Origin of the sequence: Ruegeria sp. HKCCD7303 (assembly GCF_013111185.1) — a bacterium.
Taxonomy (GTDB): domain Bacteria; phylum Pseudomonadota; class Alphaproteobacteria; order Rhodobacterales; family Rhodobacteraceae; genus Ruegeria.
Genome location: NZ_WVRE01000006.1, coordinates 224,125 through 242,661, shown reverse-complemented (window position 1 = coordinate 242,661; position 18,537 = coordinate 224,125). Strand labels below are relative to the sequence as shown.

The 18,537-nt window shown below is 57.7% G+C and carries 23 protein-coding genes; 10 read left to right on the top strand and 13 right to left on the bottom strand.

The genetic code is table 11. From position 1 onward, the window contains the following. The first annotated feature begins 128 nt into the window (after positions 1 to 128). On the top strand, positions 129 to 935 hold the full coding sequence (locus tag GS630_RS16490; protein ID WP_171179011.1) for a mechanosensitive ion channel domain-containing protein: 807 nt from the start codon (positions 129 to 131) through the stop codon (positions 933 to 935). Positions 936 to 1,121: 186 nt separating this feature from the next. On the opposite strand, the gene ald is transcribed toward GS630_RS16490, so the two are convergent. Next, positions 1,122 to 2,237 (bottom strand): alanine dehydrogenase, encoded by a 1,116-nt coding sequence (gene ald, locus GS630_RS16485; protein WP_171179013.1) that lies wholly within the window; start codon positions 2,235 to 2,237, stop codon positions 1,122 to 1,124. Between the two features lie 135 nt (positions 2,238 to 2,372). On the opposite strand from ald, the gene GS630_RS16480 reads away from it, so the two are divergent. Further along, the gene (locus tag GS630_RS16480; RefSeq protein ID WP_171179015.1) at positions 2,373 to 2,831 is read left to right on the top strand and encodes an Lrp/AsnC family transcriptional regulator; all 459 of its coding nucleotides are present in this window, start codon (positions 2,373 to 2,375) and stop codon (positions 2,829 to 2,831) included. 3 nt (positions 2,832 to 2,834) lie between these two features. Here the strand turns inward: GS630_RS16480 and GS630_RS22650 are convergent, their stop codons facing one another. Further along, entirely contained in the window at positions 2,835 to 3,674 is an 840-nt protein-coding gene (locus tag GS630_RS22650) for a CPBP family intramembrane glutamic endopeptidase (protein WP_171238507.1), read from the bottom strand. Between the two features lie 290 nt (positions 3,675 to 3,964). On the opposite strand from GS630_RS22650, the gene ppk2 reads away from it, so the two are divergent. Beyond that, complete coding sequence (gene ppk2 / locus GS630_RS16470; RefSeq protein WP_171620985.1) at positions 3,965 to 4,882, top strand: polyphosphate kinase 2; 918 nt, start codon at positions 3,965 to 3,967, stop codon at positions 4,880 to 4,882. 46 nt (positions 4,883 to 4,928) lie between these two features. Here the strand turns inward: ppk2 and GS630_RS16465 are convergent, their stop codons facing one another. Together GS630_RS16465 and rpsU are read right to left on the bottom strand one after the other, a co-directional pair. Then, entirely contained in the window at positions 4,929 to 5,885 is a 957-nt protein-coding gene (locus GS630_RS16465; protein WP_171620984.1) for a CAP domain-containing protein, read from the bottom strand. A 293-nt stretch (positions 5,886 to 6,178) separates the two neighbouring features. Continuing rightward, on the bottom strand, positions 6,179 to 6,385 hold the full coding sequence (gene rpsU, locus GS630_RS16460) for a 30S ribosomal protein S21 (protein ID WP_005614280.1): 207 nt from the start codon (positions 6,383 to 6,385) through the stop codon (positions 6,179 to 6,181). A gap of 111 nt (positions 6,386 to 6,496) precedes the next feature. Between rpsU and GS630_RS16455 the strand changes: the two genes are divergently transcribed. Beyond that, the gene (locus tag GS630_RS16455) at positions 6,497 to 7,189 is read left to right on the top strand and encodes a COQ9 family protein (protein WP_171179028.1); all 693 of its coding nucleotides are present in this window, start codon (positions 6,497 to 6,499) and stop codon (positions 7,187 to 7,189) included. 61 nt (positions 7,190 to 7,250) lie between these two features. Beyond that, positions 7,251 to 8,237, top strand: a complete 987-nt coding sequence (locus GS630_RS16450; protein WP_171179030.1) for an NAD(P)H-quinone oxidoreductase — start codon at positions 7,251 to 7,253, stop codon at positions 8,235 to 8,237. 30 nt (positions 8,238 to 8,267) lie between these two features. On the opposite strand, the gene GS630_RS16445 is transcribed toward GS630_RS16450, so the two are convergent. Next, positions 8,268 to 9,125, bottom strand: coding sequence for a DUF2189 domain-containing protein (locus GS630_RS16445; protein WP_171620983.1), 858 nt, complete (start codon positions 9,123 to 9,125; stop codon positions 8,268 to 8,270). 193 nt (positions 9,126 to 9,318) lie between these two features. Between GS630_RS16445 and GS630_RS16440 the strand changes: the two genes are divergently transcribed. Further along, complete coding sequence (locus tag GS630_RS16440) at positions 9,319 to 10,302, top strand: quinone oxidoreductase (protein ID WP_171179034.1); 984 nt, start codon at positions 9,319 to 9,321, stop codon at positions 10,300 to 10,302. A 51-nt stretch (positions 10,303 to 10,353) separates the two neighbouring features. Here GS630_RS16440 and GS630_RS16435 read toward each other — a convergent pair whose 3' ends face one another. From GS630_RS16435 to GS630_RS16400, 8 genes are all read right to left on the bottom strand, one after another. Next, the gene (locus GS630_RS16435; protein ID WP_171179036.1) at positions 10,354 to 10,893 is read right to left on the bottom strand and encodes an outer membrane protein; all 540 of its coding nucleotides are present in this window, start codon (positions 10,891 to 10,893) and stop codon (positions 10,354 to 10,356) included. A 274-nt stretch (positions 10,894 to 11,167) separates the two neighbouring features. After that, on the bottom strand, positions 11,168 to 11,644 hold the full coding sequence (locus tag GS630_RS16430) for a YHS domain-containing (seleno)protein (RefSeq protein WP_171179037.1): 477 nt from the start codon (positions 11,642 to 11,644) through the stop codon (positions 11,168 to 11,170). A 175-nt stretch (positions 11,645 to 11,819) separates the two neighbouring features. After that, positions 11,820 to 12,095, bottom strand: a complete 276-nt coding sequence (locus tag GS630_RS16425) for a hypothetical protein (protein WP_171620982.1) — start codon at positions 12,093 to 12,095, stop codon at positions 11,820 to 11,822. Further along, positions 12,092 to 12,697: a glycerol-3-phosphate 1-O-acyltransferase PlsY gene (plsY, locus tag GS630_RS16420; protein ID WP_171179041.1), complete on the bottom strand. Its 606-nt coding sequence runs from the start codon at positions 12,695 to 12,697 to the stop codon at positions 12,092 to 12,094. The genes GS630_RS16425 and plsY overlap by 4 nt, the downstream gene beginning before the upstream one ends. Next, positions 12,697 to 13,977 carry a dihydroorotase gene (gene pyrC / locus GS630_RS16415; RefSeq protein WP_171234994.1) on the bottom strand — a complete coding sequence of 427 codons (1,281 nt, stop codon included), beginning with the start codon at positions 13,975 to 13,977 and terminating at the stop codon, positions 12,697 to 12,699. The genes plsY and pyrC overlap by 1 nt, the downstream gene beginning before the upstream one ends. Further along, entirely contained in the window at positions 13,974 to 14,360 is a 387-nt protein-coding gene (locus GS630_RS16410; protein ID WP_171234993.1) for a hypothetical protein, read from the bottom strand. The genes pyrC and GS630_RS16410 overlap by 4 nt, the downstream gene beginning before the upstream one ends. After that, positions 14,345 to 14,863: a hypothetical protein gene (locus GS630_RS16405; protein ID WP_171234992.1), complete on the bottom strand. Its 519-nt coding sequence runs from the start codon at positions 14,861 to 14,863 to the stop codon at positions 14,345 to 14,347. Before GS630_RS16405 ends, GS630_RS16410 begins: the two co-directional genes overlap by 16 nt. Next, the gene (locus GS630_RS16400) at positions 14,860 to 15,795 is read right to left on the bottom strand and encodes an aspartate carbamoyltransferase catalytic subunit (RefSeq protein WP_171179051.1); all 936 of its coding nucleotides are present in this window, start codon (positions 15,793 to 15,795) and stop codon (positions 14,860 to 14,862) included. The genes GS630_RS16405 and GS630_RS16400 overlap by 4 nt, the downstream gene beginning before the upstream one ends. 176 nt (positions 15,796 to 15,971) lie before the next feature. On the opposite strand from GS630_RS16400, the gene GS630_RS16395 reads away from it, so the two are divergent. The 4 genes from GS630_RS16395 to GS630_RS16380 are packed head-to-tail and all read left to right on the top strand — an operon-like array spanning position 15,972 to position 18,533. Next, a complete protein-coding gene (locus GS630_RS16395) occupies positions 15,972 to 16,535 on the top strand; it encodes a hypothetical protein (RefSeq protein WP_171620981.1) in 564 nt (187 codons plus the stop codon). 17 nt (positions 16,536 to 16,552) lie between these two features. Beyond that, positions 16,553 to 17,320: a uracil-DNA glycosylase family protein gene (locus tag GS630_RS16390; protein ID WP_171179054.1), complete on the top strand. Its 768-nt coding sequence runs from the start codon at positions 16,553 to 16,555 to the stop codon at positions 17,318 to 17,320. Continuing rightward, positions 17,317 to 17,916 (top strand): metallophosphoesterase, encoded by a 600-nt coding sequence (locus GS630_RS16385; RefSeq protein WP_171179055.1) that lies wholly within the window; start codon positions 17,317 to 17,319, stop codon positions 17,914 to 17,916. Before GS630_RS16390 ends, GS630_RS16385 begins: the two co-directional genes overlap by 4 nt. After that, a complete protein-coding gene (locus tag GS630_RS16380; RefSeq protein ID WP_171620980.1) occupies positions 17,913 to 18,533 on the top strand; it encodes a LysE family transporter in 621 nt (206 codons plus the stop codon). Before GS630_RS16385 ends, GS630_RS16380 begins: the two co-directional genes overlap by 4 nt. The last annotated feature ends 4 nt before the right edge of the window (positions 18,534 to 18,537 follow it).

The window sequence follows — 18,537 nt, the reverse complement described above, 5'->3', positions numbered from 1 at the left end:
GTGTTTTTTGACGAACAACGGGGAAATCCGGCGAAACTCGCACCTAGACCGAAACGCAATCTTAGCTCACAATCCGGTGACCCCCCGCGAAAACCTCGCGGGTTTCTTGCTGTTGAAAGGAGATGCGCGTGGATGAGGTCGTAACACAGGTGGGCGAGTACGCCCCGCTGATCATGAATGCGGTCAAGGCGCTTGTCGTTCTGGTTCTGGGCTGGATTGTGGCTGGGGCAGTCGGAGGCATGGTGCGGCGTCGGATCAATTCCACTCCACATATCGATCCCACACTCGGGAACTTTATGGCGAGCCTTGTCAAATGGGCCATTCTGGCCATGGTTCTGGTTGCCGTCTTGGGCATATTCGGAATTCAGGCCACCAGTATCGTCGCCATTCTGGGTGCTGCGTCGCTGGCCATCGGTCTGGCGCTGCAAGGGACGCTCAGCGATTTGGCGGCTGGCGTTATGCTGGTGGTGTTCCGACCCTACAAGCTGGGCCAGTATGTGGATATCGGTGGCACGGCGGGGACGGTGAAGGACCTGAACCTCTTTACCACCGAGCTGGTGACACCAGACAATGTGCAGATCATCGTACCGAACGGTCAGTCCTGGGGTTCGATCATCACCAATTACTCTGCCCATGACACACGGCGTGTCGATCTGGTGTTCGGTATCGACTATGGCGACAGCGCTGACAAAGCGATGCAGATCATTCTGGATGTGGCCAAAGCTGACAGCCGTATTCACAGTGATCCTGAACCATGGGTCAAAGTCACGAACCTGGGCGACAGTTCGGTCGATCTGACGGCACGCCTTTGGTGCGATGCCGCCGACTATTGGGATGCGAAATTCGAGCTGACCAAAGCGATCAAGGAAGCCTTTGACGACAAAGGCATCTCGATTCCCTATCCCCACGCGGTGGAGATCCAGAAACAAGGCTGAGGGCTTCCGCCCGTCGATTGGGCGCTGGGATACTTTCGTTCCTTTGAGGCAGGCACCGCGCATTGGCGCGGTGCTTTTTTTGTGAGTTGCGGTGAATCAAAAAAGCGCCGCGCATATGGCGCGACGCTTTGCTATCGTCTGAAAGGCGCCCTGGGAGAAGAGGCGCGGTCAGAGGCAGGAGCGTTCTTAGTTGAGCAGCGTTGTCGGGTCGACAACGTCAAGGTTTAGGGCAGTGCCAACCGCTTCGTAAGTCAGCTTGCCGGCGTGAACGTTCAGACCAGCCAACAGGTGCGCGTCGTCTTTGCAAGCCTGCTTCCAGCCCTTGCTTGCCAGCGACAGCATGAACGGCATGGTCGCGTTGCCCAGTGCAATGGTGGATGTGCGAGCGACCGCACCGGGCATGTTGGCGACGCAGTAGTGCATGATGCCGTCAACTTCGTACACCGGATCGGCATGCGTGGTGGCTTTGGACGTTTCGAAACAGCCGCCCTGGTCAATTGCGACGTCTACCAGAGCCGCGCCGGGCTTCATGGTTGACAACTGTTCGCGCGAGATCAGTTTCGGAGCTGCTGCGCCGGGGATCAGAACCGCACCGATCACCATGTCGGCTTCCTGAATCAACTCGGCGGTGGCACCGGCGGTCGAATACTGATTCTTGAAATGTCCGCCAAACACGTCGTCCAGATAACGCAAGCGCGGCAGCGAGCGGTCCAGGACGGTGACGTCAGCACCCATGCCGGCTGCGATCTTGGCTGCGTGCGTACCAACAACGCCGCCACCGATCACGATGACTTTGGCAGGGCCCACACCGGGTACGCCGCCCATCAGGACGCCGCGGCCGCCATTGGCCTTCTGCAGGGTCCACGAACCGACCTGAGGTGCCAGACGGCCCGCAACTTCGGACATTGGTGCCAGCAGAGGCAGGCCACCATTTGCATCGGTTACGGTCTCATACGCGATTGCGGTACAGCCCGACTCCAACAGGTCATGGGTCTGAGCCGGGTCGGGAGCCAGGTGCAGGTAAGTGAACAGCAACTGGCCTTCGCGCAGCATCTTGCGTTCAACGGCCTGAGGTTCCTTAACCTTTACGATCATGTCAGCCGTGGCAAACACTTCCTCTGCGGTGTCGATGATGCGCGCTCCTGCGGCAATGTAGGCGTCGTTGTCAAAACCGGCGCCAATACCTGCACCGCTTTCGATCAGTACTTCGTGACCGCGTGCGACCGCTTCCTGAGCAGCGTTGGGGGTCATGCCGACGCGAAATTCCTGGGGTTTGATTTCCTTGGGGCAACCGATTTTCATTGGGGTCTCCGTTCATAAGCTGCCTAAATTATGGGCAGTTTGGCTTGCAATTTCTGTGAAAGAAAACCTGCCATGGGAATTTTCTTTGGGAGAATTTCCTGTATATAGTAAAATTGCTGCAAAGGAATTGCGCGAATGGGCTTAGACACGACTGATAGAAAGATTCTGGCTGCTCTGCAGAAAAATGGCCGGATGTCGAACTCGGAGCTGTCTGACCAGGTCAACCTGTCCCCCTCCGCATGCCACCGGCGCGTTCAGCGTCTCGAGGTCGAAGGGTTCATTCGCAACTATGTGGCGTTGCTGGACGCCCGCAAGATGAACGTACCGACGACCGTCTTTGTCGAGATTACCCTGCAAGGCCAGGCCGAAGAGGTTCTGGATTCGTTTGAAAAGGCTGTAGCGCGTATTCCTGATGTATTGGAATGCCACCTGATGGCGGGAACTGCCGACTATATCCTGAAGGTGGTGGCAGAAAACACCGAGGATTTTGCGCGTATTCACCGGCAATACCTGTCGCGGTTGCCCGGGGTGGCACAGATGCAAAGCTCTTTCGCTTTGCGCACCGTGTTCAAAACCACTGCTCTGCCAGTCTGATCTTCAAGCTGGACCAGGGTAGGTGAACATTATCAGATGCAACAGATTGAACCCGAAATGCATCGCAACCGGCACCCAAAGCCTCTGGGTTGCATAATACCCCAGCCCGCAAGCCAGCCCCAGGATGGAGGCAAAGATCACCAGCGCCGGACCTCCACCGAAATGAGCCAACCCGAACAGCACGCTGGCCGCGAGCATTCCGCCAGTGGCGCCCAGACGTGACGTGATCGCGGATTGCAGGTAGCCGCGAAAAAAGGCTTCCTCGGTCAGGCAGGTCAGAAACAGATTGGTTAGGGCAAAGATCAGCCACCAGGGCGGGATCGAAAATTCTGGTTGTATCGCATCCAAGGCCAAGCCCAAAACAAACAGTCCGGGCAAAAGCAACAGCCCTGCCATCAAAGCGCCAGTTTTGGTCGGAATCGCGTTGTGGAGAATGGCGGGCCAAGCCAGAAGAACGGCGAAGAAGACCATCGGCTTGTCCAGATTCAGATACATTGTGAAGCTCGCGCTGCCGGCGCCAGCCTGCACCTGATCCAGCACTTTCAGGTTCTGAAAACCGGGCAGAAGGTGCGCCCCCATGGCCAGACACCACAGGATTAAAAGCGCGTGTCCGGCGACCGCGATCCGGCCTTTCAGGTGCGGTAGAAAGGCGGCTCCGGCCAGTCCAAGGACCACTGCGGCAATCACCAAAGGTGACATCAGGTCAGTGGTCGATGCAATACTCACAAATAGAGCCAGCAGGGAGAGCGCAATAGCAGCGCGGCCTGCAAGCGCCATCACTTGTGCTGCGATCAGGATGAACCACGGCCAAATTACCGATAAAATAGAAAGAAAGAACGTCACGTGCTTTAGACCCTGTAAATCCAGACCGTCTTGCCGCACAAAATCGTGGCAATGCAAGCGTTCAAAGGAAGGCGCACTCTGCCATACCGCCTTGCGTCAATTCTTACGCTTGTATCCTTTGGTCCGGGCGTTCACATTCAGAGGAAAGACCATATACCCGCGCCCGTCTGAAATTTCAGAGGCTTCGGCAGATTTGGGCGTTGGTGCCTCTGTATCAATTTTTCTGATGACATCAGGCGTTTACACAGGCCCGATATGGTTCGAACCCGATAACAAAAAAGGAGCTGACCTTGGCTTACGAAAACAACGGTGGCACCAAAGACTGGCTTGAAGCCGAACTGGAAGACACGCTGGACGAAGATTTTGAGATCGAGTTCAGCGAGCCGATGTTGTCGATGGAAGTGCGGAAGATTTATCGGGAACAACACCCCGACATGCTGGACCGCAAGGTCTATTTCCGTAACCTGCTGCGTCTGCAGGCCGAACTGATCAAAGTGCAGGATTGGGTTCAGCACACCGGTGCCAAGGTTTGTATATTGTTCGAAGGTCGTGACAGCGCGGGCAAGGGGGGCGTTATCAAACGGATCACCCAGCGTCTGAACCCACGTGTCGCGCGTGTGGTCGCTCTGCCCGCGCCCAGCCGTCGCGAGCAGAGCCAGTGGTATTTCCAGCGTTACGTGCCGCATTTGCCTGCTGCGGGTGAGATCGTGTTGTTCGACCGGTCATGGTACAACCGCGCAGGCGTCGAACGGGTGATGGGTTTCGCGTCCGAGGATCAGGTTGAGCAGTTCTTTCAGGACGTTCCCGAATTCGAACGAATGCTGGTTCGCTCAGGGATTATCCTGCTGAAATATTGGTTCTCGATCACGGATGAAGAACAGCAATTGCGATTCCTAATGCGCATTCACGACCCGATGAAACAATGGAAACTGTCGCCAATGGATCTTGAATCCCGCATACGCTGGGAATCCTACACCAAGGCCAAAGAGGATATGTTCTTCCGCACCAACATACCCGAAGCGCCTTGGTACATAGTCGAGGGCAACGACAAGAAACGGGAGCGGCTGAACTGTATCGAGCACCTGTTGACCAAGATCCCCTATACGGATGTGCCGCAGGAAAAAGTCAACCTGCCGGACCGCAGATACAATCCAGATTACGAACGCCGCGTCCTGCCAGACGAGCTGTACGTTCCAAAAATCTATTAAGTACGGGCATGCGGGGCGAGCCAGCCGCCCCGCATTTCAGGAACTATCAGGCTGCTTCCATCATGCAGCCTGTGCCATAAAAATTGAGCACATAGATATCGGCGTCATCGTTGCCGTCCAACCCGAAGCAGGAGTCATCAGGCGCATCGATCGGGGCCGTGTCATCGACTTCAACGATGTCCACCTCGTCGGTGTCTGAAACCTGGATGTTATTCTCGGCCATGTCCGGCGGCGTCATGTCGTCCGTTTCCAAGTGGAACTGATCAATCTGCGCCAGAACTTTATCCAGGAAAACTTCCAGTTCGGCCAAGAAGGCTGCCACGTCGAAACATCCGTCGGGTTCTTCTCCGACAGGTGTCTCGGGGGTTGGCTCTGCGACGTCAGCGCCGGGTGATTCAGTGTCCGGTTCTTCGGGCTCAGTCACGTCAGTATCAGGCGTTTCGGTATCTGGATCCTCGGGCTCGGCTACATCGGTGTCAGGCGTCTCGGCGTCCGGGTCTTGGGGGTCCGCCACATCGTCGACCGGCGGGACAGGTGTGCTGTCATCGTCCAGCATCACAGCGCTGTCAGTGGCAGCGAAATTCTGAGTGACCATTACCGCGTCGAACCCTTGCATGTCACCTGTTTCAATGCCGACGCCAATATATTCGAAATCAGGGTTCAGGATGTTTGCTCGATGTCCCGGGCTGTTCATCAGGTTTTCGTGCAACTGCGCGACGTCATCACTGATGCCGGGCTCGCCGCGTTCTGATTGCCAGGCGATGTTCTCGCCCGTACGCCAGCTGCCGGACAGATCAAAACCTGCATCCTGCATACGCTGTGTCGCGCTGGAGCCGCCCTGGCCTGTATGGCTGAACGTGTCCGTATCCAGCATCCAGCTGCTGTGATCTTCGGATGAGTCGTTCAGCTGTGTTTCCAGTTGCAGCGGGGTAAGCCCGCGTGATGTGCGCTCGGCGTTGATCAGCACCAGCATTTCTTGCTCGATTTGACTTGCAGTCGACATGGTAGCCTCCGTTTGTAAGTGTCGTCCGATTGGACGTCGCCAGTTACAAGCGGCTTGCTGAGGTCAGATAGGGGCGCAGAAATATTAGGCGAATTCGGGCAGGGCAATGCTACCAGAGCGGGATTCTCTGCGCTGCAAAATGCCGGGCAAAATGTTGCTGGTGAGGAAATGGCGGCTTGTCGCACACCTAGTACCACGAGTCGGCGAAAAAAACCGCCCCTGAAACGACAAACCCCCGGGCGGGGCCTCGGGGGTCGTCAAATAGTGTCATCCAAAACTGGATGAGGAAAGTCTTAGAGCAGACCTTCGCGCTGGGCTTTCTTGCGTGCCAGTTTACGGGCACGACGAATCGCTTCAGCTTTCTCACGCGCTTTTTTCTCGGACGGTTTCTCGAAATGTTGCTTCAGCTTCATTTCACGGAACACGCCTTCGCGCTGCAGCTTTTTCTTCAGGGCACGAAGCGCCTGATCGACGTTATTGTCGCGAACACTAACCTGCATGTGGTTGTCACCACCTTTCTAGATAGAGTTGCAAGGAAATTGCAGGAAGTGGCCGTATAGCAAAGCCGCCCTAACTTGTCTAGTACTGGTCCCGACAACCGGAGAACTGCCATGACGACCACTTATGAAGATGCAAAACAGCAGCTTTTGGATGCGATGCTGATCCATGTTCCCTTCGACGGCTGGTCGGAAACCAGTTTTCGCGCCACTATTTCCGATTGTGACCTGGATGATGGTCTGGCCCGTGCGATTTGTCCACGCGGGGCGGTTGATCTGGCGCTGGCCTATCATGCACGCGGCGATCAGGCGATGCTGAATCGCATCAAATCCGAAGATCTGAGCGACTTGAAATTCCGCGACAAGATTGCTGCGGCGGTTCGGTTCCGGTTGCAGGCTGTCGAAGACAAAGAGTTAGTGCGCCGTGGCATGACCCTGTTTTCCCTGCCGACCCATGCGGCGGATGGGGCCAAGGCGGTTTGGCAAACCTGCGACCTGATCTGGGATGCGCTGGGCGATACCTCGGACGATGTGAACTGGTATACCAAACGGGCCACTCTTTCGGGGGTTTACTCGTCGACGTTGCTGTTTTGGCTGGGCGATGACAGCCCCGATCACCAGCGCACCTGGGAATTCCTGGACCGCCGGATCGCAAATGTCATGGAGTTTGAAAAGCTCAAGGCGCAGGTACGCGACAATCCGGTGTTGAAACCGTTCTTGGCCGTTCCAAACTGGTTGGCCGGTCAAGTGAAGGCACCCATGAAAATGCGGGCTGACCTTCCGGGGATGCTGAACCCTCGAAAGTAGCGCATCTTGGCGCTAGGCCCCGGCCCGTATGCCTGCTAGGCATTGCGCAAAGGAGGTGCCTATGACCCAGATGATGCGCGCTGTTGAGATCACCAAACCGGGTGGTCCTGATGTTTTACAACTGACTGAACGTCCTGTTCCCGAGCCGGGTAACGGACAAGTTGTGCTGAAAGTAGCTTATGCCGGTGTGAACCGTCCTGATGCGTTGCAGCGCGCAGGGGCCTATGATCCGCCTCCGGGTGCCAGCGACCTGCCAGGGCTTGAGGCGTCGGGCGAAGTGGTCTCGGTTGGTGCGGGGGTCGAGGGGTTGTCGGTCGGCGACAAGGTTTGCGCGTTGTTGCCGGGTGGGGGTTATGCCGAATACGTGGCAACGCCCGCCGCGCATTGCCTACCGATCCCTGCAGGGATGGGAATGAAAGAGGCTGCTTGCCTGCCGGAAACCTTTTTCACCGTCTGGTCCAACGTGTTCACACGTGGTGGTCTGAAAGCGGGTGAGCGGTTTCTGGTCCATGGCGGCTCCAGCGGGATCGGGACAACGGCAATCCAACTGGCCAATGCTTTTGGTGCACGTGTCTTTGCGACCGCTGGGTCCGATGAGAAATGTGAGGCTTGCGTCAAGCTGGGTGCGGAAAAGGCAATCAACTATCGCGATGAAGATTTTGTGGCCACCATGCGGGCCGAGGGCGGGGCGAACCTGATCCTTGATATGGTGGGTGGGGATTACATCCCACGCAACGTCAAAGCTCTGGCCGAGGATGGGCGTCTGGTACAGATCGCTTTCCTGCAAGGTCCGAAGGTCGAGCTGAACTTTGCGATGATGATGGTCAAACGTTTGACCCTGACTGGCAGTACCCTGCGCCCGCAGAGCGATTTGGCCAAGGCACAAATTGCGCAGGATCTGCGCGAAGCCGTTTGGCCTCTGCTCGACGCTGGCAAAGTTGCCCCAGTTATGGACAGTGAATTTGAACTGGCCGAGGCGGCGGCAGCCCATGCGCGCATGGAAAGCTCTGGCCACATCGGCAAGATCGTCCTCAAGGTTGCGGACTAAGTGTCAAATGCGCGGGCTTGTCCCGCGCCTTCACGCAACCGCGCGGCGGTATAGATGCCATGTGGCGTGGCCCAGAACGGGTACTACCACGATCAGACCCAATAGCATCGGCAAGGCGCCCAGAAACAGCAGCGCCGCCACGGTGAAGCCCCATGTCAGGATGACGCCGGGGTTCTCACGCAAGACACGAAACGATGTCACAACCGCCACTGGCAGCCCCACCTTGCGGTCCAGCAGCAATGGAAAGCTGACAACGCTGACTGCCAATGCGCACAAGGCGAACACAAAACCAACAGCGGTTCCCGCGACAATCATCGTCCATCCCGCAGAAGTGGTGAGAACCTGTGTGGCAAATGCACTAAGGGATGCGGGTACTTCAGGGCCCATTGTATTAGTATGAATGGCTTGTGCGACCATCAGCCAGACCAAAAGCAGCATGACGAGGTAGACGCCAAGTACCAGAATTGCACCGAAGGACGGTGATCTGAAGACACCGAACGCATCCAACCAATGCACTGCGCTGCCCTGTTCACGCTTGCGGCTAATCTCATAAAGCCCCACGGCGGCGACTGGCCCGATCAAGGCAAAGCCGGCGACAAGTGGAGCCAGAAGCGGCACCAGATTCATGTTCAAAGCAAAGCCGAACATCAAGAGCCCTGCGATCGGGTAGATCAACACGATGAACACGGCATCCGCCCGTGTTTCGAGAAAGTCGTCATAGCCCGCGCGCAGACAGGCGCGCAGGTCTTGCAGCGTCAAGGTTTGCACCATTGGCAGCTCTTTGGTGTCCGCGCTGCCCAGGCGCGAGACGCTTTCCGAGACATGATCACCTGCCGCCCCGAGATTTCGGGCGGTCCAGCTGATCGGGTTTCCGATTGTTTTGGCCATTTTCCTCCCCTTCCCTGGCGAAAACTGCGCCGCGGGGCGGATCCGGCATCACGTTGCCCGTGGCCGGACCAGCCGGCAACGCCTGACCCTAGTATAGCACAGATTTTCCAATTCCCGATCAATAGTCTGGCATCGGACGGATTGCCCTGCTTCGAAGTCATGTTAGCTTGAAATCCGGCAAGAGGAGGTCAGTATGCAGCAAACAGCAAAGACGGTCATGATTCACGAGTTTGGCGGCCCCGAAGTTTTGCGGATCGAAGACAGGGCAGTAGGTGAGCCTGGACCGGGGGAAATCCGCATTCGCCACGAAGCCTGTGGTTTGAACTTTATCGATGTTTATCAACGTACTGGCCTGTACCCCCTTGAGCTTCCTCATGCACTGGGCATGGAGGCGGCAGGTGTCGTTGAAGCTATTGGCGAAGGTGTAACGCACCTGCAGCCCGGACAACGGGCTGCGTATGCTTCAGCCCCGTCCGGTGCGTATTGCGAGGCCCGAGTGATGCCGGCAGCACAGGTTTGTCCCCTGCCGGATGGCATTTCCTTCGACGCCGCCGCTGCGATGATGTTGAAGGGATTGACGGTGGAATATCTGTTCCACCGAACCACTCCGCTGAAACGGGGGGATACGGTGCTGTTTCACGCAGCAGCCGGTGGGGTAGGGTTGATCGCCTGCCAATGGGCGAAATCCGAAGGGATCACACTGATCGGGACGGCAGGAACGGATGAAAAATGCAGTCTGGCCCGGTTCAACGGGGCTGCGCATTGCATCAACTACCGAACCGAGAATTTTGCTGAGCGGGTAGCCGAGATTACCAAGGGCCAGGGTGTGGATGTGGTCATGGACTCGGTCGGGGCGGACACATTCGAAGGCTCGCTGGATTGTTTGAAACCGCTTGGCATGATGATTTCGTTCGGCAATGCTTCAGGCCCTGTGCCCCCCTTTAATATCGGTGTTCTGGGCCAGAAAGGATCACTGAAGATCACGCGCCCCACCTTGTTCACGCATATCGCGGATCATACGGTGTGTCAGGCAATGGCCCGCAGGCTATTCGGAAAGGTCGAAGGCGGAGAGGTCAAAATCCACGTGGATCAACGCTTTGGGTTGGATCAGGTGGCAGACGCGCATCGTGCGCTTGAAGCGCGACAGACAACCGGCAGCACGATATTGGACATCTAAAGAGCGACCCGGCTTAAAAAAGCCGGGTCCAACTTGCTTATTTGATATGCGTCAGAACCGATAGGAAGCCCGGATTTGCAGAGTCGTTGCATCAACATCGACGCCGCTTCCGTTGAAGTTGCTGAACTCGTGGTAAAGCAGTTCTCCACCGATGCTCACATTGGGTGCCACGATCTGCTCGTAGCCAGCACCAATAAACCAACCATCATCGCTTCCGAGGTTGTCTGTTCCCGCTTCGGCATAGCCCGCAATTCCGTATAGCAGGCCCTGCGGATTCACTTTGTAGCCCGCCCGCGCTTTCAAACGCCATACATCTTCCACGGTAACTGGAACGTTGGACAAATCCACGTCCGTCCAGTCATAGTCAAACCCGCCACCGACGACCCAGTCGCCCAAATCATAGTCGTAACCTAGGATAATACCGCCGATCACGCCATCTCCGTCGACCCCGGACACGCTGGTGTCCACATCGACATAGCCCAGTTGCAGACCGCCGTAGAACCCTGTCCAGTTGCCCGAGGATTGCGCCATGGCTGATCCTGCAACAACGGTCGCTGCGGTAGTGATGAGAGCCAGTTTCTTCAATGTCATCTCATTTCCTTTCGCTTGTCACTCTGCTCCAGTGAGGCATTGCCCACTTATGAGGGTGGATACGATCCGGACGGGAAGCCGGATCATTCATATATATACATTCGGAAAGTGGAATACAAATTTGTATCCCAACGTCTCAACTTGGGCGAAACGTTGACGCTCTTAAAAGACCGAGCGCGTTTGGTGCTAAAAAGATAGGAAGAGATGAGGGATATTCAAACGACATGCGGCGGCGGAACGCTCCGCCGCCGACACGCCTGACATTTTCAGCGGATTATTGCTCTTGCAGTTCCGCGGGGGTCTTGTCTGAGATGTTTTCCCAGTTCGCGCTTGCGCTTTCAATGAAACCCGGGATGTCGCCTTCCCAGCGCTCTTGGATGTCTTGCGACAGGTTCAGGTACAGTTTGTTGTCGACGATTTTCCAGTGGTTCGGGTCGCCGTCGAACTTGAAGCCCATGGCTGCGCCGAAGGCACAGTAGCCGCCGTATGCGGGCAGGTAGGCTTCGGGGTTGGCTTCAAAGGCAGCTTTGTTTTCTTCCGACGAGAAGCGGTACATCGCGTCGTTGTGCAAGGTGGTGATGCGGTAGTCGCCTTTGGTTGCTTCACCGGCGGTAAAGTAGGCAACCGGGTCATAGCCCTGCATCGCCAGACCAGTCGAGCTTGCGTTGATTTCCACACCTGCGGCCAGCGTCGAAGTTGCCAGCGCGACGGACAGTGCGACGCCGCCGATCAGAGATTTAAAAGTGTTCATTGCTTCACCTTTCGTGAATGGAGCCTCGTCAAAGCGAGAGCGAGGGCCCCGGTTGTTGTCCTGTGCGGACCGTAATTGACCGTCACGACAGCGATCTGGGAAGCGGGGCGATCACGTTCAAAACAATGAATTGTGAATGTGCAGCAGCAAAGATGTTCTGTTCAAAATTGCAGGGTTAGCTGTTTGCGTCGGGCACAAGATCCAGAACAAAAGCGATGACTTTGCTGGCGGGCATTTCGCAGGGCCGCAACAAAGCGCCGCTGTTGCGGGTCTGGTACAGGTTCAGGCTGATGTAATCGGAACCGCTACGTTCATGGGCCACCAGCTTGTGTGATCTGCCGCCTGCCATGCGTTGACGCACGACACCATAGCTTCGACCGTGCGACGTGCCGGTGAAACTGCCCTCTGGCAGAGCATGAAACGCAGACAAAAATGCGTCGGTGACGGTCACGGTTTCCCGATTTTCGGTTCCGTTCCGGCCTTGATCCGCGCCACGTTCGAACTGTGCCGCCAGTAGATCATAAGCGTCAGGATGATCCCCAGTATAAAGGTCGAACCGTTTGTTAGCACCAACACCCAGGTGGTCGACAGCGCCGCTGCCGCAAGTGCGCCGACGGAAGAAATCCGCCAGATTGCCGCCGCAACCAGCCAGCTCAGGCAGCAGGCCACGCCAACGCGCCAATCCAGCGCCAGCCAAAGCCCCAGAAAGGTAGCCACACCTTTGCCGCCCTTGAAGCCCAGCCACATCGGGAAGCAATGCCCCAAAAACGCCATCAGCGCCGCGATCTGGGCCGCGTCTTCTCCGGCATAGGCGCGTGCGATCAGAACGGCAGCCGCCCCCTTGGCAGCATCAAATAGCAGCGTCAGGGCCGCAGCGGCCTTGTTGCCGGTGCGCAGAACATTTGTGGCCCCAATATTGCCCGACCCAATTTCGCGCAGGTTGCCCAGCCCCATGACTTTGGCCAGGATCAGCCCAAACGGAATGGACCCAAACAGGTATCCAATCACTGCCCAAAAGAACAAGTCTTCTGCCGTATTTACGATAATGGGCATCAGGGTCTCCGAAACACTGCTTGGCCAGCTACATAAGTCGCAAGGACCTTACCTTGCATCCGCTGGCCGTCAAATGGCGTGTTTTGCGATTTGGATTTTAGGGCGAACCGATCAAGCACAAAAGGCACATCCGGGTCGAACAGAACCAAATCTGCCGGGGTGCCATTGGACAGGCGACCACTGTCCAATCCCAACCGCTTTGCAGGTTTGAGCGCCAAGGCCTTAAACAGTGTCGGCAAGTCCAGTTGATCTGCGTGATACAAGCGAAGTGCTGCGGGCAGCAGCGTTTCCAATGCCACTGCGCCCGAGGCCGCTTCTTCAAATGGCAGGCGCTTGCTTTCTTCGTCCTGTGGGGTGTGCATCGAACTGATGATGTCGATCAGCCCTGTTCGCACTGCCTCGATTACCGCTTGCCTGTCGTCCTCGGAGCGCAGCGGCGGCTTGACCTTGAAGAAGGTGCGATAGTCTGCCACGTCCAATTCGTTCAGGGTCAGATGGTGGATGGACGTGCCGGCAGTAATGTCCAGCCCATTGCGCTTGGCCCGTTCCAGCGCAGGCAGGGCGCGTGCGGTGGTGATCTGATCAGCATGGTAAGCGGCCCCGGTCATTTCCAGCAGGGCGATGTCGCGATCCAGACCCATACGTTCGGCCATTGGCGGCACGGCGGGCAAGCCGCGGAGGGCCGCGAACTTGCCGCTGGTCGCAGCCGCCCCTGCGCTGAGCCCCGGTTCCTGCGGGTGGGCAATAACCAAAGCGCCGCAGGACTTCGCATAAGTCAGCGCGCGAGATAACACCTTGGTATTGGTGATGACGTGATCGCAATCGGTAAAGGCCACGGCGCCCGCATCCTGAAGGAACCCGATCTCGGTCATCTCGCGCCCCTCGCGCCCCTTGGTCAGGGCGGCCATCGGCAGCATATTGACCGGAGTATCGGCTTGCGCCCGGCGGGTGATGAATTCCAGCGTTTCCGGCGTATCTATCGCAGGGCTGGTGTCTGGCCGGGTGACAATGGTGGTCACCCCTCCGGCCGCAGCGGCCAGGCCAGCGGATTTATAGCTTTCCTTATGGCGTTCACCGGGTTCGCAGACTTTCACACCGATATCTATGATGCCCGGCGCCAGACACTTGCCGTTGCAATCGATGATCTGCCCGTCTGAACCCGGCGCGTTTCCTTCCCCTCGGGCAACAATCCGGCCATCGGCCACTTGAAGCCAGCCCGTCGAGGTCGTACCGGCCTCAGGGTCGATCAGGCGAGCGTTGGTGAAGAGAACGGTGCTCATGGTATGGCCCTTTCGATGGCGGCTTTGGTGGCGGCAGGGTCGGCCTGATATTTGATCAGGTGCTTATCGCCGCTTTTGGTGACGACCTGAACAAAGCTGCCCATGGTGTTGACCGCTTGGATCTGATTCAGAGGCACCTTGCGTGGACCAGGTCCGGTCAGGGTCGTGTCCGACATTTCCCAATTGGCGACCAGCTCTTCCGAGGCCAGATACCAGGCGCGGATGCCAATGGCGGCCAGACCTGCGGGTACTCCGGTCCAGATATAAGGATTTCCGATCAGCCACAGAACGAGCATGGCACCGGCCATGCCAAAAGCGGCCAGCCATGCGTTGGTACGGAAATAGGCCCCTTTATCCGGGGCGAAGATCACAGAATCAGCCATAAGATGCCTCCGATGGCCACAAGCGCGGCCAATGCCAGGATAGCTGACCCGATACGGCGGGGCTGGTCATCCGTTGGAGCGGCTTGCGGTGCCGAAAAAGGCTTGGCGCTTTCGGTTTCGATGACCCCTCCGGTCCAGTTTGTGGTCTCTTCTGTGAACAGGCCGATCAGCCGCAGACGAGGGTCTGGCTTCAACATCGCCGGGCGTCCTTGGAACGCAGCGCTGCGCAAGACCATAACCCAGCCGTCTATCGCGGACAGAGCGTCCTGATCCAACTGATCTGCGGACACGCCGCAGCCTTCGGTCAGATAGCCATACAGCCCGAGGTCTTCGAGGTCGGACAACGGGAAAATATCGATCTGTGCGGGGTCCAGCCCGTCCACCCCAAGCACCTGATCGGCGGCACCCGATTCGCGCAGGAACTTTGCCTCTTCCGGGCGCATGTCCAGCCTGAACAGGCGCAAGACGCCGCGTTCGTGGGGGGCGACGATCAGATCGCTCATGCGGCCTCGCGCAGGTTGCGTGCCAGCAGATCCATCGCGGCCATACGAACGGCGACGCCCATTTCCACCTGTTCCTGAATGACGGACCGGTTGATGTCATCGGCCAGCGTGCCGTCGATCTCAACGCCTCGGTTCATCGGGCCGGGGTGCATGACAATGGCATCAGGCTTGGCTTGCGCCAGCTTTGCGGCATCCAGACCATAGCGGTGATAATATTCGCGTTCCGAGGGGATGAACCCGCCATCCATCCGCTCTTTCTGAAGACGCAGCATCATGACGACATCGACGTCCTTTAGACCCTCGTTCATGTCGCCATAGATCTCGGCCCCGAACTCGGCAAACTGGTTGGGCACCAGTGTCGGCGGGCCAATCAGGCGAATACGGTTTTCCATTTTGCCCAGCAGGATCAGGTTTGATCGCGCGACGCGGGAATGGGCCACGTCGCCGCAAATCGCAATATTCAGCCGGTGCAGTCGGCCCTTGGCGCGTCGGATGGTCAAGGCGTCTAGCAGGGCCTGCGTAGGGTGTTCATGCTTGCCGTCGCCCGCGTTCAGAACAGCGCAATTGACCTTTTGCGCCAGCAGATCGACCGCGCCGGAATGCGGATGCCGTACCACCAGCAGATCAGGATGCATCGCGTTCAATGTCATCGCGGTGTCGATCAGGGTTTCGCCCTTTTTGATCGAACTGGCCTGCATTGCCATGTTCATCACATCTGCACCCAGACGCTTGCCTGCCAGTTCGAAACTGGCTTGCGTGCGGGTCGAGTTTTCAAAGAACATGTTGATCTGGGTCAGCCCCGACAGAACGTCCGAATGCTTGGTCGACTGGCGGTTCATGTCGACATAGGTCTCGGCCAGATCCAGAATTTCGGTGATATCGGATTGCGACAGATGCTCGATGCCAAGAAGGTGACGATGGGCGAAACGCATGGGCGGGCTCCTGTCTGACAATCGGGCCGCTTATAGGAAGCTGTGCGGCCCAAGGCAACCTAAGGTTCCGTGCCCTCTGGCAGTTTTTCGCAGCCGCCCTCGGGCAGGCATTGTTCACCCGGCTTGCACCATTTGCCATAACCGCAGTCGATGGCCTTGATCGGCACGCAGCCCTGATGGGCCGAACATTTGAAGCCGGGGCGGCATTGCGAACCGGTTTCTTCGCACAAGAACCACCCCGGGCGGGAACAGCCCCCGCCGGGCAGGCAGGACGAGCCACGCGCGCAGGTGCGGCCATCGTCGCAAGTTTTAGGCGGTGTTGTGTCCAGGTCGGGTTTGATCCGCTCGCATTCGCCGCGCCCGTTGCAAAAGCTGTTGCCGGGGCAATCCAGACGAGATGTGCATTTGTCTGCACCAGCGGGCGCGCATCTGGTTCCGCCCGCCACGCAGCGCTCGAACGGGCCACAGCTGCGCCCACCACCGCAATAGGTTCCGCCCAGTGGAATGCAGTGACCATCAAAGCTGCATCTTTGCCCGCCCGAACAGCAGGTGCTGCCGCATTTGAACTGACCGGCACGGCACTGCCCATGTGTGTCGTGAAACGTCGCCAAAGCCGGATCGCCGGTAAGGGCCACCACAAACCCGAGCAGGAGGAATCGCAGAATTCTGAGCATCGCGCGCTGATGGTCGGCGCGACAGAGCGACCGATCAAGCCCTATTCGCTTTCCCTCAGCGTTTAGGCAGGTAAATTATCCGTATGGAATCGGGCTTGGACTATTACTCTGCACGGGCGCTGCTGGAATGGCAGATCGAAATGGGCGCGACCGAGGCAATCGGGGATGCGCCCGTGGATCGGTATGCCTTGCCCGACACCACGCCCAAACCCAAGAAAGCAGAAGCAGCTTCTGTGGCCCCGGCAAAACCTAAACAGGTTGATCCGGTTGCTGTTGCGCAGGCTGCCGCGCAAGGGGCAGGGTCTCTGGATCAGTTGCGGATAGTGATGGAGGCTTTTGATCACTGCGAACTTAAACGCGGGGCACGACAATTGGTTTTTGCCGACGGTACCCCCGGCGCAAAGGTGATGATCATCGGCGAAGCCCCTGGCCGCGATGAAGATCGTGAAGGCAAGCCCTTTGTCGGTCGCGCCGGTCAATTGCTGGATCGGATGCTGGCAGCGATCGATCTGGACCGTCGCGAGAACGTCTACATCACCAACGTACTGCCATGGCGGCCTCCGCAGAACCGCGATCCCAAGCCCGAGGAAATCGGGATGATGAAGCCTTTCCTTGAGCGCCATGTGGCGTTGGCCAAGCCCGAAGTTCTGGTGGTGATGGGCAATATTAGCTGTCAGGCGGTGCTGGGAAAACGAGGTATCACCCGTTTGCGCGGCAATTGGGATCAGGCGATGGATCTGCCTGTGATCCCAATGTTCCACCCGGCCTTCCTGTTGCGTCAGCCGCAGATGAAACGGCAGGCTTGGGCTGATCTGCTGGACCTCAAGGCGCGGCTTGGAGGTGGCGCATGAAGGTTCTGGCTTTTTCCGATCTTCACATGGCGCGCAACCGCGCCGCAGATTTGGTGGCCGCCAGTGCGGAGGCTGATCTGGTCATTGGCGCAGGCGACTATTGCAACATGAGGCAGGGTCTGAATTCGGCGATGCAGATGCTTTCGGGGATCGCAGCGCCCTTGGTCCTGATCCCCGGAAATGCCGAAAGCTCAGAAGAACTGAGTGACGCTGCCCCAGAAGGTGTCCATGTCCTGCACGGGTCCGGTATGACACTCGACGGGCTTCGCCTGTTTGGATTGGGTTACGGCGTGCCGCCCACGCCGTTTGGCGACTGGTCCTGTGACCTGACCGAAGGCGCGGCGACCGAGATGCTCGACCGATGCGACGCGGCTGACGTCCTGATCGTGCATTCTCCGCCCAAAGGCTACGGGGATCAGACCTCGCAAGGTCTGTCGGTAGGGTCGACCGCTGTGCGCGACGCAATAGAGAGGCTTCAGCCAGGTCATGCTGTCTTTGGACACGTACACGAAAGTTGGGGCTATCGCGGAACGCTAGGCCGAACGCAATTGGCCAATCTTGGGCCGAAACCGAATTGGTTTGAGGTGTCTGCGTGATCGAACTTCAGACTTTACTGGTTTTCATTCCAGCCGCCTTGGCACTGAACCTGACGCCCGGTGCCGATATGATGTTCTGCTTCGGCCAGGGTCTTCGGTCGGGCGCATGGCCTTCAGTCTCGGCAAGTGCCGGGGTGTCTGCAGGAACCATGATTCATGTCCTGTTTGCTGGTCTGGGACTTGGGGCTGCGGTATCGGCGCTGCCCTGGCTGTTTGAAGTGATCCGCTGGATCGGCGCGGCATATCTGCTTTATTTGGCGTGGGGGGCTGTTAGAAACGGCGCATATGTGGGTGACACGCCTGTGCGATCCACCCGCATGGCGTTTCGAGACGGAATGTTGGTCAACTTGACCAACCCCAAGGTCATTCTGTTTGTCCTGGCCTTTATCCCTCAATTCGTCGACCCGACTGCAGGCTCGGTCCTGCTGCAGTTCCTGATCTTTGGGTTGATCATCGCGTTTGGCGGGTTTTTGGTGAATGGTTTGGCGGGTGTCTTCGCCGGAAGCGCTGGCAGAGTTCTGATCGGCAACCCGCGCGCCTCAGGTATTATCGGCTGGATCACGGGTGGGATTTTTACCGCCCTCGCGGTTCGGCTTGTCATCATGGAAAGGGCCTGACGCA